This window comes from Anoxybacteroides rupiense, assembly GCF_014196195.1.
Taxonomy (GTDB): Bacteria; Bacillota; Bacilli; order Bacillales; family Anoxybacillaceae; genus Anoxybacteroides; species Anoxybacteroides rupiense.
In genome coordinates, this window is record NZ_JACIDF010000003.1 from 67309 (window position 1) to 82521 (window position 15213).

19 protein-coding genes are annotated in these 15213 nt (G+C 43.4%); 15 read left to right on the forward strand and 4 right to left on the reverse strand.

The window, feature by feature from the left end; all coding sequences use genetic code 11:
• Window positions 1–9 precede the first annotated feature (9 nt).
• On the reverse strand, window positions 10–291 hold the full coding sequence (locus GGQ95_RS06300; protein WP_183186499.1) for a hypothetical protein: 282 nt from the start codon (window positions 289–291) through the stop codon (window positions 10–12).
• Between the two features lie 115 nt (window positions 292–406).
• Here GGQ95_RS06300 and GGQ95_RS06305 point away from each other — a divergent pair, with 115 nt between their 5' ends.
• Window positions 407–1153, forward strand: a complete 747-nt coding sequence (locus GGQ95_RS06305) for a pseudouridine synthase (RefSeq protein WP_183186500.1) — start codon at window positions 407–409, stop codon at window positions 1151–1153.
• A 115-nt stretch (window positions 1154–1268) separates the two neighbouring features.
• Here the strand turns inward: GGQ95_RS06305 and GGQ95_RS06310 are convergent, their stop codons facing one another.
• Entirely contained in the window at window positions 1269–1490 is a 222-nt protein-coding gene (locus GGQ95_RS06310; RefSeq protein WP_080862041.1) for a DeoR family transcriptional regulator, read from the reverse strand.
• A 446-nt stretch (window positions 1491–1936) separates the two neighbouring features.
• Here GGQ95_RS06310 and pepV point away from each other — a divergent pair, with 446 nt between their 5' ends.
• The 8 genes from pepV to GGQ95_RS06350 all read left to right on the forward strand — a co-directional run bounded on the left by pepV (window position 1937) and on the right by GGQ95_RS06350 (window position 10501).
• Window positions 1937–3349 (forward strand): dipeptidase PepV, encoded by a 1413-nt coding sequence (gene pepV / locus GGQ95_RS06315; RefSeq protein ID WP_183186501.1) that lies wholly within the window; start codon window positions 1937–1939, stop codon window positions 3347–3349.
• Window positions 3350–3438: 89 nt separating this feature from the next.
• On the forward strand, window positions 3439–4623 hold the full coding sequence (locus tag GGQ95_RS06320) for an MFS transporter (protein WP_183186502.1): 1185 nt from the start codon (window positions 3439–3441) through the stop codon (window positions 4621–4623).
• A gap of 78 nt (window positions 4624–4701) precedes the next feature.
• Window positions 4702–5259, forward strand: coding sequence for an RNA 2',3'-cyclic phosphodiesterase (gene thpR, locus GGQ95_RS06325; protein WP_183186503.1), 558 nt, complete (start codon window positions 4702–4704; stop codon window positions 5257–5259).
• Between the two features lie 15 nt (window positions 5260–5274).
• Window positions 5275–5676, forward strand: a complete 402-nt coding sequence (locus tag GGQ95_RS06330) for a CidA/LrgA family protein (RefSeq protein WP_183186504.1) — start codon at window positions 5275–5277, stop codon at window positions 5674–5676.
• Window positions 5676–6356: an LrgB family protein gene (locus tag GGQ95_RS06335; protein ID WP_159720279.1), complete on the forward strand. Its 681-nt coding sequence runs from the start codon at window positions 5676–5678 to the stop codon at window positions 6354–6356. Before GGQ95_RS06330 ends, GGQ95_RS06335 begins: the two co-directional genes overlap by 1 nt.
• 41 nt (window positions 6357–6397) lie before the next feature.
• On the forward strand, window positions 6398–7336 hold the full coding sequence (locus GGQ95_RS06340; protein ID WP_159720278.1) for a nuclease-related domain-containing protein: 939 nt from the start codon (window positions 6398–6400) through the stop codon (window positions 7334–7336).
• A 117-nt stretch (window positions 7337–7453) separates the two neighbouring features.
• Entirely contained in the window at window positions 7454–9637 is a 2184-nt protein-coding gene (pulA, locus tag GGQ95_RS06345; RefSeq protein ID WP_080862047.1) for a type I pullulanase, read from the forward strand.
• An 84-nt stretch (window positions 9638–9721) separates the two neighbouring features.
• The gene (locus GGQ95_RS06350; RefSeq protein WP_066150118.1) at window positions 9722–10501 is read left to right on the forward strand and encodes a phosphotransferase family protein; all 780 of its coding nucleotides are present in this window, start codon (window positions 9722–9724) and stop codon (window positions 10499–10501) included.
• Here GGQ95_RS06350 and GGQ95_RS06355 read toward each other — a convergent pair.
• Window positions 10494–10763, reverse strand: a complete 270-nt coding sequence (locus GGQ95_RS06355; RefSeq protein ID WP_066150122.1) for a YtzH-like family protein — start codon at window positions 10761–10763, stop codon at window positions 10494–10496. The two genes, GGQ95_RS06350 and GGQ95_RS06355, sit on opposite strands and share 8 nt — an antisense overlap.
• Before the next feature lie 225 nt (window positions 10764–10988).
• On the opposite strand from GGQ95_RS06355, the gene trmB reads away from it, so the two are divergent.
• The 3 genes from trmB (at window position 10989) to GGQ95_RS06370 (ending at window position 12744) form a co-directional block, all read left to right on the forward strand.
• Window positions 10989–11633, forward strand: a complete 645-nt coding sequence (gene trmB / locus GGQ95_RS06360; protein ID WP_066150125.1) for a tRNA (guanosine(46)-N7)-methyltransferase TrmB — start codon at window positions 10989–10991, stop codon at window positions 11631–11633.
• Between the two features lie 94 nt (window positions 11634–11727).
• Window positions 11728–12591, forward strand: a complete 864-nt coding sequence (locus tag GGQ95_RS06365; protein ID WP_066150128.1) for a YtnP family quorum-quenching lactonase — start codon at window positions 11728–11730, stop codon at window positions 12589–12591.
• A 12-nt stretch (window positions 12592–12603) separates the two neighbouring features.
• Window positions 12604–12744, forward strand: coding sequence for a hypothetical protein (locus GGQ95_RS06370; protein ID WP_156450547.1), 141 nt, complete (start codon window positions 12604–12606; stop codon window positions 12742–12744).
• Window positions 12745–12798: 54 nt separating this feature from the next.
• Here the strand turns inward: GGQ95_RS06370 and GGQ95_RS06375 are convergent, their stop codons facing one another.
• Window positions 12799–13098 (reverse strand): PepSY domain-containing protein, encoded by a 300-nt coding sequence (locus GGQ95_RS06375; protein WP_066150131.1) that lies wholly within the window; start codon window positions 13096–13098, stop codon window positions 12799–12801.
• Window positions 13099–13227: 129 nt separating this feature from the next.
• Between GGQ95_RS06375 and GGQ95_RS06380 the strand changes: the two genes are divergently transcribed.
• The 3 genes from GGQ95_RS06380 to GGQ95_RS06390 are packed head-to-tail and all read left to right on the forward strand — an operon-like array spanning window position 13228 to window position 15199.
• Window positions 13228–14301, forward strand: coding sequence for a M42 family metallopeptidase (locus GGQ95_RS06380; RefSeq protein WP_044745893.1), 1074 nt, complete (start codon window positions 13228–13230; stop codon window positions 14299–14301).
• A 47-nt stretch (window positions 14302–14348) separates the two neighbouring features.
• Window positions 14349–14888 carry a DUF84 family protein gene (locus tag GGQ95_RS06385; protein ID WP_044745894.1) on the forward strand — a complete coding sequence of 180 codons (540 nt, stop codon included), beginning with the start codon at window positions 14349–14351 and terminating at the stop codon, window positions 14886–14888.
• A complete protein-coding gene (locus tag GGQ95_RS06390) occupies window positions 14885–15199 on the forward strand; it encodes a thioredoxin family protein (RefSeq protein ID WP_080862048.1) in 315 nt (104 codons plus the stop codon). The genes GGQ95_RS06385 and GGQ95_RS06390 overlap by 4 nt, the downstream gene beginning before the upstream one ends.
• Window positions 15200–15213: the final 14 nt, after the last annotated feature.

Consider the following 15213-nt stretch of genomic DNA (forward strand, 5'->3'; position numbering starts at 1 on the left):
TGTCTCATTTTAAAATTGACCTGTAGGAGGAATGCCAAGACGACGCTCGACGCGTTGAAGACGGCGATTAAGTCGGTTAATTTGCTCGCCTTGCCGTTCAAGTGTTCGTTCTATTCGATTTAAGCGTTGTTCCAGCGTTCCCGAATGTCCAGGATAACCGCCTGGATAGCCGCTTGGAGCTGGACTAGTAGGGAATCGGTTGTCATATCCGGTGTCCGCCTCCGCTGGATAGTCTGGAAATCCTCCTGTATATGGCTGCTGCTGGTAGTAATATTGATAGTAATTGCTCATGGGCAAATTCCCCTTTCTTTATTATTCTTAAGTATTGTATGTAAGGATGGGGAGATGCGGACTAGGCAAACGTCTAAATTCATACTTTCGATAAAATGGGAAAGGAGCGTTTATGTTGAGTTTACGGATTGATAAAATGTTAGCGAACATGGGATATGGAACGCGCAAAGAAGTAAAAAAACTGCTGAAGTCCGGCGTAGTAACAATAGATGGTGTCATCGTGAAAGATCCAAAAACACAGGTGAATCCAGAGAAGCAAATCGTTACGGTTTGGGGAGAAGAGGTAGAGTATAAAGAATTTGTTTATTTGATGATGAACAAGCCGCCCGGAGTAATTTCAGCAACTGAAGACGACATGGAAGAAACGGTAGTCGATTTGCTTGAAGAAGAAGATCAAATCTTTGCGCCATTTCCAGTAGGACGGCTCGATAAAGATACAGAAGGGTTGCTTTTATTAACAAATGACGGGCAGCTTGCCCATCAGCTGCTGTCTCCGAAAAAGCATGTGCCAAAAACCTATTTTGCTGTTATTGATGGTGAAGTCAACGAGGAGGATATTGCCGCATTTCGTCGCGGTGTCATTTTGGATGATGGGTATGAAACCAAGCCGGCTGAATTGGTGATTTTAAAAGCGGGGATTCGTTCGGATGTCGAAGTGACCATTACGGAAGGAAAATTTCATCAAGTGAAGCGCATGTTTCAGGCAGTCGGCAAGCGCGTTGTCTATCTGAAGCGCATTCAAATGGGCCCGCTTGCGCTTGATCCGTTGCTGGCGCTTGGGGAGTATCGAGAATTAACAGAAGAGGAAATAGAGAGGCTGAAAAATGCTTCAGCATATGAAATAAAAAAAGGGAACCTTTAAATCTTGCATAAGGTTCCTTTTCTATATCCATTATCTTACATTCGTAGTTACGGTATGTTGAGGCTAATTACCGTTTTGTTTTTTATAACCTCTCACCTTTTTTCTAATGACCGACTTAAGAGGACATCCTCACCTTCTTATTGGTTGTCGTCCATTTGCCCTTGCTGGGGCTGCGAACTAGGTCATTATATGCTAACACGTTCAAATCACGCTGAATTGTCCTTGGAGTGATGCCGAATTCATCAACGAGCTCTTGCGTCGTTACAGTTCCTCTCTCGCTGATAAACATGTAAACAGACTTAATCCGCGTTAGCATCCGATGAGTAGAAGGTTTCAAAAGACCACTCCCTATCCTTACATAATTCGCATGGCACAACATCATCGCTGCTTCTAAGATGAGAGATTATATCTAGTTGTTTTTCTTTTACTACTATTTTACACGAAATAGACCAAAACATGCTACACATTTATTGTGATTTACAAAATATTTCAACATTTTTCATTTGTTTGTAACAAATATGTTTGTTTTTACTTGATTGTGTTATGATTGAAAAAAACATGGTTTTATGAACCAAAATAAGCTTTTTCTGCTACATACAATGAGGAAATAGAACTTAGAGCGCTGATGAAAAAGAAGTCGCTCCATTTTTTCTGCTGTCGGGGGCAAGCTACTATATACAAGATATAATGTGACACAAATGTTTATTATTGTTTGTTTTTACCTCTTTTTACTTATTTTTATTTTTTTATTAGCAAAAGAGACCATGAAATGAGGTGGCAGATATGCAAATCAATTGGCTGGAAGAAGTGCTTAAAAGAAAAGATGAACTGATTCGTGATACACAAGAATTTTTAAGAATACCGAGCGTGTTGGATGAAAAAAGCGCGACTGCCTCGCAGCCTTTTGGAAAGGAGGTAGATGAAGCGCTGCAATTTTTGCTTAAAAAGGGACAAAAGGAAGGATTTCTTGTTAAGAATGTGAACGGATTTGCCGGTCATTTAGAAATGGGAGAGGGGGATGAATTAATCGGCATTTTATGCCATGTTGATGTAGTTCCGCCTGGCGACGGTTGGACAAGTGATCCGTTTGCTGCGGACATTCGCGACGGAAAAATATATGCGCGCGGGGCGATTGATGATAAAGGGCCGACGATGGCAGCGTTTTACGCGATGAAGATTGTGAAGGAGCTTGGCTTGCCGCTTCATAAGCGCGTGCGCATGATTATTGGGACAGATGAGGAAAGCGAATGGCGCTGCGTAGATCATTATTTTCAGCACGAAGAAATGCCGACAATGGGATTTGCGCCGGATGCAGACTTTCCGATTATTTACGCTGAAAAAGGAATTGTTGATTTGAATTTGGAGCAAATCACAGCGGCCGACAATGAGAATGGAAGCATTCGGCTTGAATCGTTAGAAGCAGGAAGACGTTATAATATGGTTCCTGATTTGGCTGTAGCGGAATTGCGCGCGGAAACAAAGCTGCTTCTTGAGATGGAACAGCGTTTTCAGCAATTTCTAACAGACTTTCATGTAAAGGGAAAAGCGATCAATCATGAGCACGGAATAACGTTGCAGGTGGAAGGAGTTTCAGCCCATGCGATGGAACCGGATCAAGGAAAGAATGCGGGAGTGTTGCTTGCTGCTTTTTTAGCGAATATGCCGCTTGATGCTCAAGCAAAAGCATTTGTCCAATTTCTTGATCGTTACTTTCGTGATGATTCTCGCGGGAAAAAGCTCGGGATTGCTTATTCTGACGATATGACCGGCGATCTTACGGTGAATGTCGGCATTCTTTCCTACCATGCGGGCAAGGGAGGTAGGATCGGAATCAATTTGCGCTATCCGGTAACGAACGATTTGGAACAAACAAAGCAAGTGATTGAGCAAACAGCAAAACCATACGGGTTTTCTCTTACCCATTTTAGCGATTCCAAACCGCATTATGTCGATCGCCGTCATATGCTTGTTCAAACGCTGCAGCGTGTATATGAAGAGCAAACTGGAGAACGTGCGGCGCTTCTTTCGATTGGCGGTGGAACGTATGCCCGTTCTCTAGAAGCGGGAGTAGCGTTTGGACCGCTTTTTCCGGGAAGACCGGATGTCGCTCATCAAAAGGATGAGTACATGATCATTGACGATTTGTTGAAGGCAACAGCGATTTATGCTCAGGCCATTTATGAACTTGCGAAATGAAAAGCTTTTCAAAATGCATTACAATAGAAAGAAACCATAACCGCTCCGTGCTGGGCGGTGTTTTTTCTGAATGAAAGGACGTGGGGAGTATGGAGGTCTCGGCAAGGCGCGAGATATTGCCATTGAAAATCGTATTTTTACTTGTTTATTTTTGTACATTTTTTGGTTTTGGGGCATTCTTTCCTTTGTTATCTGTTTATTTTAAAAATGAAATGAAGCTTTCAGGAACGGAAATTGGGATGATTATGTCGATAAGTCCGATTGTGACCATTTTTATTCAACCGCTTTGGGGAATGATTTGCGATTATACGAAAAAGCCAGTGACCGTGCTCACGACAGCGTTTGTGCTTACAGCTTTATTTAGCGTTATGTACTCTTCGGTGCATCAATATACGTGGATTGTGGTTATGGCTGTTCTGTTAGCTTTTACCCAAAGCGCGATTGTACCGATTTCTGATAGCATTACATTAAATTATGTGCAAAAAACATCAGGAAATTATGGATCGATACGTTTATGGGGATCCATCGGCTTTGCTTTTGCAGGGCTTGTCGGCGGCTGGCTTTCGGAAACGTTCTCCCTTGTTGCTATTTTTTATATACTCACTTTTATGTTGTTATTGTCAGCTGGTCTTGCTTGGAAGCTGCCGCGTGAAGGTCATTCCATGAATACAGCCGTTGTGCGCGGAATGGCGCAATTGTTTAAAATTCCAAAGTTTGTTTTGTTTTTAGCGGCGGCCTTTCTCGTATTCGGTCCGATTTATGCAAACAACTTTTATTTCGGGGTGTTTGTGGAAGAAATGGGTGGGACGCTGACAGGGGTCGGTTTTGCCTTTTTATTGGCTGCTGGAAGTGAAGCGCCGTTTATGAAAATGACAGACAAACTGATCCGTCGGTATGGCATGATCACGATTTTAGCCTTTGCTGCGACTGTTTCAGCGTTGCGTTGGTTCTTTTATTTCTTTGAGCCGCCGCTTTGGCTCATTTATGTGACCACCATTGCTCAAGGCCTTTCTGTAGGCTTATTTATTCCAGTAGCTTTGCAATACGTACGGGAAACGGCACCGGAGAGCGTTCGAGTGACGGCTGTTTCGCTATATTCAGCAGTCAGCAATGGACTGGGCAGCTGGTTTTGTACAGTGATCGGCGGCTACATTTTAGACACGAGCCATGCCAGTGATATTTATTGGTTTTTTAGCCTATTAACAGTGGCTGGTTTAGCCATTTTAGCCATCATCGCATTATGGGACAGGAAAAGGATGAAGGATATCTCTTAAGGGATGTCCTTTTTTTATCCAATAGAATTTGATAAAATCTAGAAAATCAAATGTTATTGTAGATGGGAGTAAAAGCTGATGATCAAGACGCATTATTTTATCGCCGTTACATTAGAAGAAAAGATAAAGGAGCAGCTGGCAAAATGGAGTGAAAGCGTGAAATCGCATTTCCCGTTTCGCACATGGGTGCATCAGCAGGATTACCATATAACTTTGGCATTTTTAGGAGAGATGCCCACGGAAAAGGGGGAAGCGGTCTGCGAAAAATTACACGAAATCGGGCAACAGCATGAACGCTTTTCGTTAACGCTTGCGGAAATTGGAATTTTCGGTCAGCCTCGGGCACCGCGCATTCTGTGGCAGACGGTGGAACAAGAACAGGCTCTTATTGCTCTGCGAAATGATGTATATGGGGCATGTGAACATATTGGTTTTACGCTAGATGCACGCCCATTTGCTCCGCATATTACGATTGCCCGCAAATGGCAGGGGGAGGAAGAGTTTTCATTAGAGAAGTTAAAAAGCTTTGAGCGTGTTCAAGGCTGTTTTACTGTGAAAGAAGTGATTTTGTATCGAACGCATCTTGACCGAGTGCCCAAATATGAAGCCATTGCTTTATTTCCGCTCAGCCATTAGAAAGGGAGGAACAGCATGAAACGAGCCTTGATTATAGCAGTACAAGTGGCTGGTTTATATGGGCTGTATGGGATCGGCGTGTGGCTGCAGCATTGGTTTCATTTGCCGATTCTGGGCAGCATCATCGGGATGCTGTTGTTGTTTTTCCTGTTGATGTCAGGCGTCGTCAAAGAGCGCTGGCTTGGTGACGGAGCCCAGTTTCTGTTGTCGTATTTACCGCTTTTATTTGTTCCGTCCACCGTTGGAATTGCGGATTACCTCTCCCTTTTTCAGGGAAGAGGCTTGCTGTCGATCGCGGTTGTGATGATAAGCACGGTAATGGTCATGACAGCAAGCGGTGCGATCGGGCAATGGCGAGCGAAAAAAGCCGAAAAAGAAACAGAAATTCATCAGGAGACAAAGGGGATGAATGGATAATGGAAAGAGCTGTCGGCTTTATTTTATTAACCCTTGTTGTTTATGAAGTCATGAAAAAATTATATGTTCGCTTTTATACACCGCTTCTTTTGCCGATTGTTACGACTACAGGGACCCTCGTTGCGGTTTTGTTGTGGTTTCAGCTTCCATATCAAACCTATATGGAAGGAGGAAAATGGATTGGGCGATTGCTTGGTCCTGCTGTAGTCGCTCTTGCCTTTCCCCTTTACCATCATCGTCAGACGCTGAAGCGTCAATTTTGGCCTATTTTTCAGGCGGTTTGTGCAGGCGCCATGATCGCGATTGTAAGCGGAGCTTGTTTTTCGGTTTTGTTTCATCTGAATAAAAAGGTGTTGTTCTCTTTGCTTCCCAAATCCGTCACTTCGCCAATCGCCATGGATATTGCAAAGGAAATTGGCGGCATTCCGGCTTTAGCCGCTGTTTATGTGATGATTGCCGGGATTTTCGGAGCGGTATTTGGACCGCCTCTATTGCGGGCTTTGCAAATTACGCATCCGCTTGGTGTTGGAATTGCGCTTGGCTCCGCTTCTCATGGTGTTGGAACGGCTAAAGCGTTGGAAATCGGAAAGGAAGCAGCCGCTATAAGCTCGATTGCGATGACATTAAGTGCTATTTTAGCTGCTTTCCTTTGTCCATTATTTGTTTCTGTTTTATTATAGAAAGATAGAAAAAGAAACTGATGAGTTCGGGGGTTGCTTGTGTGGGACAATTAATCAAGCTTCAAGATTATATTTCAAGATATGAAAACGATGTATACCGCTATGCGAGTGAATTCATCCGTCTCAAGAAAAAGCAATGGGAGAATGTGAAGGAACAATGGGAAAGTGGAGAAGCAAGCCAAAATGTCTCAGACAATGATTCGTGGGAATGGCTCGAGGAGAAGCGCTCTATTTTCCAAACAGTCAAAGGATGGTTCCAAAGTTCGGAATGGAAACAGGAAGAGGAAGTAAAAACAACCCCTTCCCCTGAGGACGATTTTATTTCCTCAGTCTTTATCACAGAGCCTAAAACCATTGATGATCTAAAACTGCTATTTCTCGATACATTATTCCAATTGCAAATGAAATGGGCAAGCTCAACTTTGAAATACGAATCAGTGATTGAGAAAAAATTTTATTATGAAGAGCCGCTTAAATATTTTCTACAACGCTTTCCTGATACGTATTTATGTTTATATAAGCCCGTAGTTTTAGTGAAAAACGCTCCTGTCGAATTAGATGTGATTTTATTGAGCCCGACTGCCACATGGTGTATTACGTTGGCGGAAGGAGAAATCATGGTTGGCTCGGCGGAACGATTTTGGAAAGAAATTGCCGGAGAAAATGAAAAAAAGCTGTTGAATCCGCTTCTTTCTCTGCGGAGAATGGAAAAAATTATTTCGGATTTATATAAGCGTTATCAAATCGAATTGCCCATTAAAAAGGTGGTTTTAAACCGCTCCGGTTATATTGACTACCGTTACGCACCGAGCGATGTGCAGTTCATTGATAAACGAAGCTATGAACAGTGGTTTGCTTCATTGCGAGGATTGACCGCTCCTCTTAAGCACGTTCAGTTGAAAGCGGCCGCTCATTTATTGCAGCACTGCTATAGCCATTATTACGAGCGGGAGTGGGAAAAAGAAGACGAGCAGCTTTAAGGGGATGTTGGAGTTTTCAGCAGCGAAAGGAAAAAATAGAGCGTGTACGAGGTCTTTTCCTCCTTGATCCTCAAAACAAATGAAAAAATGGGTTTATTCATATTGGGAGGTGCCAATTTGTTAACTGTTCATCGAACGTTTGAAGCGTATTTAGATGCGATGACGGTGATTACGATTTTAGTCCCGAAGTCGTATCATTCTGGAATGGTCGGAAATTTTATTATCGAAAAGCCAAATGGGGAACGATGTCAGCTTCAAGTGGCAAAGCGAGAAGATTTATGGACGAGTATTAAGTATGAATGTATGATCGATTTTGCTGTCGAGATCGGGCAGAGATATCTTATTTATGATGATCACGGTGCTTTTACCGATTTGCAAATCGGGGCAGTCATTCGCACCGCGGAATTTGATGAACAGTTTTATTACGAAGGGAATGACCTTGGTATCACCTATACTCCAGAAGCAACCACTTTTAAGCTTTGGGCTCCCACGGCGACGGAGGTGAAGGTGAAATTGCTCGATGAGGCGGAAGGAAAGCAGGAGCAAATTCCGCTGCAGCGCATGGAAAAGGGAGTATGGATGACTACAGTTTCCGGAGACCTTGAAGGAAGATATTATACGTTTTTAGTATGTGTGAACCTTGTTTGGCGCGAGGCTGTTGATCCATACGCAATGGCTGTTTCAGTCAATGGAGAGTACGGGGTTGTCGTCGATTTGACGAAAACAAATGTGCCGAAGTCAACGCTGCCGCCGCTATCGTCCCCGACGGATGCGATTATTTATGAAGTGCATATTCGCGATTTTACCATTCACGGAGATAGCGGGGTGGCTCACAAAGGGTTATATTTAGGCCTTGCTGAGCTCGGAACAAGCGGGCCAAATAATACAACTACAGGCCTTTCCTATTTAGCGAAGCTAGGAGTAACGCATGTAGAGCTGCTTCCATTTAACGATTTTGCTGGAGTAGATGAAAAAGACCCGCTGAAGGAATACAACTGGGGCTATAACCCGCTGCATTATAACGCTCCTGAAGGGAGCTATGCCACTAATCCGTTTGATCCATATGCGCGGATTCAGGAGCTGAAACAAGCGATCCGTGCTTTGCAGGCACAGGGAATTCGCGTGATTATGGATGCTGTTTATAATCATGTCTATATTCGCGAGCAGTCATCATTTGAAAAAATTGTCCCTGGTTATTATTTTCGACATGATCTATATGGAATGCCATCCAATGGAACAGGAGTGGGGAATGACATAGCATCGGAACGACGGATGGTGCGAAAATTTATTGTTGACTCTGTGCGTTTTTGGCTGACTGAGTATGGGGTGGACGGATTTCGTTTTGACTTAATGGGAGTTTTAGATATAGAGACGATGAGAGAAGTAGAGGCCGTCGTCCATGCGCTCGATCCGTCCGCACTTTTGCTTGGCGAGGGATGGGATTTGCCGACCCCTCTTCCTGCTGAGCAAAAAGCTACGATGAACAACGCTGACAAGCTGCCTTGTATTGCGTATTTTAATGACAGATTTCGTGATCATGTCAAAGGAAGTACCTTTGCTATTCATGAAAAGGGGTTTGCATTAGGAAATATGGCTTTCCGTGAGCAAGCGATGCGAGCGATCCAAGGCAATGTGCGAATTAAAAAAGAAGCAGGGATGTTTCTGAACCCAACGCAAGCGGTCAATTATGTTGAATCACATGATAATCACACGTTCTGGGATAAAATGAGCGTGTCCAATGCGGATGAAAGTGAAGAGATTCGTCAGAAACGGCAAAAGCTGGCCACCGCTTTTGTTATTCTCTCGCAAGGCATTCCGTTTTTGCATAGCGGCCAAGAATTTTATCGGACGAAGCAAGGGATAGAAAACAGCTATAATGCTCCGGATGCCATTAACCAGCTTGATTGGAGGCAAAAAAGCCTGTATGAGAAGGATGTGCGGTATGTTGCAGGATTGATTCAACTGCGCAAGCTTCATCGGGCTTTCCGCTTTTCAACGTCTGCCGAAATCGAAAAACATCTTCGATTGGTTGAAGCGACTCCGCCATCTGTCATTGCTTATCATCTTCAATCCGTGCAAGAATATGGGCCATGGAGCGATATTTTGGTCATTCATCATAATCAAGAAGCAACAGAGCGCTTACCCCTTCCGGATGAGGAGGAATGGCATGTCGTGTGCGATCACACAGCGAGCGGAACGACTCCTTTATACACCGTGAAACAAGAGATTGAAGTCCAGGGAATCAGTACGTTTGTTCTTACGAAAATGACTGACTTGACGAAAAAAGCAAATCACATATAAAATCTAGTAAGACAGCTATTGTCTGAAAATAAAACATCAGGTGATTGCTGTCTCTTATTTTTTATGAGTTGAAGGTGAACTTCGTTGGAACAGTTACTGGGAAAGGAGTGGGATATCACTCCGGCTGGTGGGGCTACTGGAGATGCATATGTTGCTGAACATAATGGAAAAAAATTATTTTTGAAGCGTAATTCTTCTCCCTTTCTTGCTGTTTTGTCCGCAGAAGGAATCGTTCCGAAGCTTGTCTGGACAAAGCGAATGGAAAACGGAGATGTAATTACAGCCCAGCAATGGCTAGACGGGAGAGAGCTTAAACCGCATGATATGGGAAGCGAGCAAGTAGCGAATTTATTGCGGAAAATTCATCGCTCTCAAGATTTGCTGGAAATGTTAAAACGATTAGGAAAAAAACCGCTGTCGCCGCAAATGATGATGGAACAGCTGCGATCCATGTTAACCGGATGGAGCGACGAGCCTCTTGTCAAGCAAGCGTTTGCGTGGCTCGAGGAGAAGCTTCCTTCGATTCGATGTAATGAATGGGCAGTTTGCCATTGCGATATGAACCATAATAATTGGCTGCTTGCTGATGATGGCCAGCTTTATTTAATCGATTGGGACGAGGCGATGATCGCCGATCCAGCCATCGATATCGGAATGCTTTTATATTGGTATATTCCGGAGGAAAAATGGGAAGAATGGCTTCACTTTTATGGAGTGGAGCTGACCGATGATTTAGGTGTGCGCATGAAATGGTATGCAGTTGTACAGACGTTGCAGACGCTTAGTTGGCAAAAAGAAAAATGCGCAGAAAAAGAAATGCAGCAATCCCTGCATTTCCTTCAAACGATATTAATTTCTAAGTAAGCTGGTCCACCCATTCCGATAACTGCTGTTGATACGAGGAAATGTGAGAATCAAGATTGGGGCTGTTCTTTCCTGCTTGTCCATAATGGTAAATGGAAGGCAAAACATTTTTTACATGTGACCCGACTTGTTCATTTCCCATTAAAGATTTGACAAGCCTTTCAATTTGTTCGCATTCTGCTATCGTACCGCAGCAATCGGTTTGGTGATTGGATAAAATATCTTTTAATACGGTCATTTGATCGTTATGGTTTAAAGGCATACGCACTCATCCTTTTTTTCTTACTATGTGCGGACCATTTCGGTTTTATACAATTCTCAAGCAGTCGTTGCCGCGACTGTTTTTCTTTATGATCTCAGAATTTAGAAAAAGCAAGGCGCCATCTAGCTTCAAGCGCCATCGGCGGACTCTTTCTTTTTGATCTTGCACACTGGTCGGTATTCATGATATTGTTGACAACGATGATAAAAAAACAGAGGTGTTGGCATGCGTTTACGTAACAAACCTTGGGCGAAGGAGAAAATTTCTGCTTATCCGCAATATGTGGTTCCAAACCCAGAGCAATACAAAGGAAAATGGCATGAATTATTTGGAAATCATCATCCCATCCATATTGAAATTGGAACGGGAAAAGGTCAGTTTATTACAGGAATGGCTAAGGAGAACCCAGAGATTAATTACATTGGGATTGAGCTGTATGAAAGTGTGATTGTATCTGCTCTCGATAAATTAATCGAAAACGATCTGCCAAATTTGCGTCTGTTGAATGTCAACGCCAAAGATTTGGCTAGTTTTTTTGAAAATGGCGAGGTAGAACGAATTTATTTAAACTTTTCTGATCCTTGGCCGAAAAAACGCCATGAAAAAAGAAGGTTAACTCATCATTCCTTTCTTGAATTATATGAACAAATCTTAGTATCTGAAGGGGAAATCCATTTCAAGACAGACAACCAAGGGTTGTTCGAGTATTCCCTTATGAGCTTCTCACAATATGGCTTGCTCCTGACATATGTCAGTTTGGACCTTCATCATAGCGATTTTTCCGGAAATATGATGACAGAATACGAAGAAAAGTTTGCGGCCAAGGGCAATCGAATTTATCGCTGTGAAGTAAAGTATCGGGCAAAATAATGATAAGGCTGTCTTTCGAAAGATCGAGGCAGCCTTATTTTTTATTTTCGAAAAATTCACCGAAATGTTACACTATAAATGGAGGTGATGGGAAATGGAAAGATTAAAGGTGGGAAATGTGCAAATTACATGGTTAAACGGAGGGGTGACTCATTTAGATGGAGGAGCGATGTTTGGGGTTGTTCCGAAGCCGCTCTGGTCAAAAAAGTATCCATGCAATGACAACAATCAAATTGAATTGCGGACCGATCCGCTTCTTTTGCAAGTGGCTAACAAAAATATTTTAATCGACTCTGGCGTCGGCAATGGAAAGCTTACGGATAAGCAGAAGCGCAACTTTGGCGTGACGGAAGAGTCAAGCATTGAGAAGTCGCTTCATGAATTGGGATTGACCCCAAATGATGTCGATTTTGTTTTGATGACACATATGCATTTTGATCATGCTTGCGGGCTAACGAAACGGCAAGGAAATCAGTTTGCTTCCGTTTTTCCAAACGCTCAAATTGTGACATCACAAGTGGAATGGAACGAAATGAGGGAGCCTAATATTCGTTCACGCAATACATATTGGAAAGAAAATTGGGAAGCGATCGCTGAACAAGTGGTCACGTTTGCCGAGGAAATAGAAATTGTTTCAGAAATTAAAATGATCCATACAGGAGGCCATAGTGACGGCCATTCGATCATTCACATCGAATCTGAAGGAGAACGGCTCGTTCACTTAGCGGATTTAATGCCGACACATGCTCATCAAAACGTACTATGGGTGTTAGCGTACGATGACTATCCGATGACATCCATTGCTCAAAAGCAAAAATGGATTCCATATGCGGTGGATCAACAAGCGTGGCTGAGTTTTTATCATGACGCTTACTATCGAGCCATCAAATGGAATGAAGCAGGTGAAATGATCGCGAGCGTTGCGCGAGAACGTGAAAAAGAGAAGGCATCTCGATAGGAGAGATTCGCTGTGGTAGACAAAGTTCATGTTTACTTTGTCTACCACTATTTTAACTGTCATCAATGGATGGCCACTTTTTCGTATCAGAATGGCTTGAAGATGCTTGACAGACAAGGAACGAAGCCGAACGAGGCCAGCGGCATAGCATAAAAGCATTTGTTAACAGTCTGAGACATCTCGAAAGGAGATGTCCTTCATTTCTTTTCATGAAAGTCTGTATGTGTCAATAATGGTTCCCGTGTAGGCGTCGATGAAAACTTCATACTGTTCATTCTCACGGCAAATGCCGCCTTTATATACTTTATAAACAAGCCCGTTTTTTTCGTATGTCTCTGGTTCGCTCTGAATCCACGAACCACTAATGGGAGCAGAGCGTTGAAAAGCGGCTTTCGCCAACGAGAGAGCCTTCTCTGAGGAAATGAATGTGCGTGCGCGCATGGCTTGGACAGCATAAGCAGCTGCGAATCCGGCAGCGGCGCCTGCGAAAAATGTTTTCCATCTCATTTTTTCCCCTCCTCAATCATGGTCTTTTATTTAGTATACCTGATTTTTCAAAAAAATGTGGGAAAAGTGGAAAGTATATGAGTTGTTCGCTAAAATAAAAAGGACATAAGAAAAAGGGGTTAGGAACATATGAATGTAGAAACGCTTCAGCTGTTCAAAACATTAACAGAACTGCCGGGAGCACCGGGTAATGAGCGTTTTGTTCGGCAATTTATGAAAAAGGAACTACAGAAATATGCAGATGAAGTCGTACAAGATCGGCTTGGCGGTATTTTTGGTGTCAAACGCGGCGATGTAAACGGGCCTATTGTCATGGTTGCTGGTCATATGGACGAAGTGGGATTTATGGTAACGGCTATTACTGCTAATGGAATGATCCGTTTTCAGCCGTTGGGCGGATGGTGGAACCAAGTACTGCTGGCACAACGGGTACAAATTATCACAGAGCATGGGCCAGTAATTGGTGTTATTGGATCTGTTCCGCCGCATTTGCTTGGAGAGGAACAGCGAAATAAACCAATGGATATCAAAAATATGCTTATTGATATCGGGGCGGATGATCGGAAGGATGCGGAACGCATGGGGATACGGCCGGGCCAGCAAATTGTGCCGATTTGTCCATTTACCCCAATGGAAAATCCGAAGAAAATTTTGGCGAAGGCTTGGGATAATCGATATGGCTGCGGGCTGGCCATTGAGCTGTTAAAAGAATTAAACAATGAGGAATTGCCTAACGTTTTGTACTCTGGGGCAACCGTGCAAGAAGAGGTAGGAATGCGCGGTGCACAAACAGCAGCCCAAATGATTCAGCCGCATATCTTTTTCGCATTGGATGCCAGCCCGGCCAATGACATGACAGGAGATCGAAAGGAATTTGGGCATCTCGGAAAAGGGGCGCTTGTCCGCATCTATGATCGTTCGATGATTATGAGTCCGAGAATGCGCGAATTTGTTCTCGATACAGCTGAAACGCATCGCATTCCGTATCAGTTTTTTATTTCTCCGGGAGCTACAGATGCTGGGAGAGTACATATTGCCAACAGCGGCATTCCTTCAGCTGTTATTGGCATTTGTTCTCGTTATATTCATTCCCATGCTTCCATTATTCATGTCGATGATTATGCCGCAGCTAAACAGCTATTAATAGAGTTAGTGAAACAATGTGATCAGTCGACAGTGGAGTCCATTCGTCAAGCAAACTGAGGGGGAGTCTTCATGAGGCTTCTCTTTTTCCGTGAAAGGGGGATGACATGATGAGAATTGCCGTCGGTACAACGAATCAAGCAAAGGTAGCCGCTGTCGAAGCTATTTTTTTCAATGAGCGCCATGTAATTGTACCAACAAAGGTTGATTCTGCTGTAGCTGCCCAACCTTTTTCTGATGAAGAAACAAGAGCAGGGGCGATCAATCGGGCGAAGCATGCACTTGAGAAAGAGAAGGCAGATATCGCCATTGGTCTTGAAGGAGGAGTTGTTGAGGCGGATAGCCAATTGTGGGTGTGCAATTGGGGGGCTTTAGTTGATCGGAATGGCATGGTTGTTTCCGCTGGGGGAGCACGCATTCCTTTGCCGCTGGAGGTGGCAGAAGGAGTATGGAGCGGCCGTGAGCTTGGCGAGGTGATGGAAGCCTATACTGGTCAGCAAAATATCCGCCAAAAAGAAGGGGCCATCGGTATTTTTACACATGGCTACGTGAATCGGACCGAAATGTTTAGCCATATTGTTAAATTGTTGAGAGGACAGTATGAGTTTTGGACGAAAAATGGAGTAATAAAGGAGGAGAAATCATGAATACGGTTAAAACAGCTAAAGAATACCAAACAATCAAACAGGAAAAGAAGGCTATTTTCGTTTTTTCAGCAGAATGGTGCCCTGATTGCCGATTTATCGAACCGTTTTTGCCGGAAATTGAACAACAGTTTTCTGACTACGAATTTTATTATATTGATCGTGACCAGCTTTTAGATGTGTGTACCGATGAAAATATTTTTGGCATTCCAAGCTTTGTCGCTTACGATCGTGGAAAGGAACTTGGACGGTTTGTCAGCAAGGATAGAAAGACAAAAGAGGAAATTGAGCAATTCATTCAAGGATTGCAGTGAAGGAGCCCTAAATG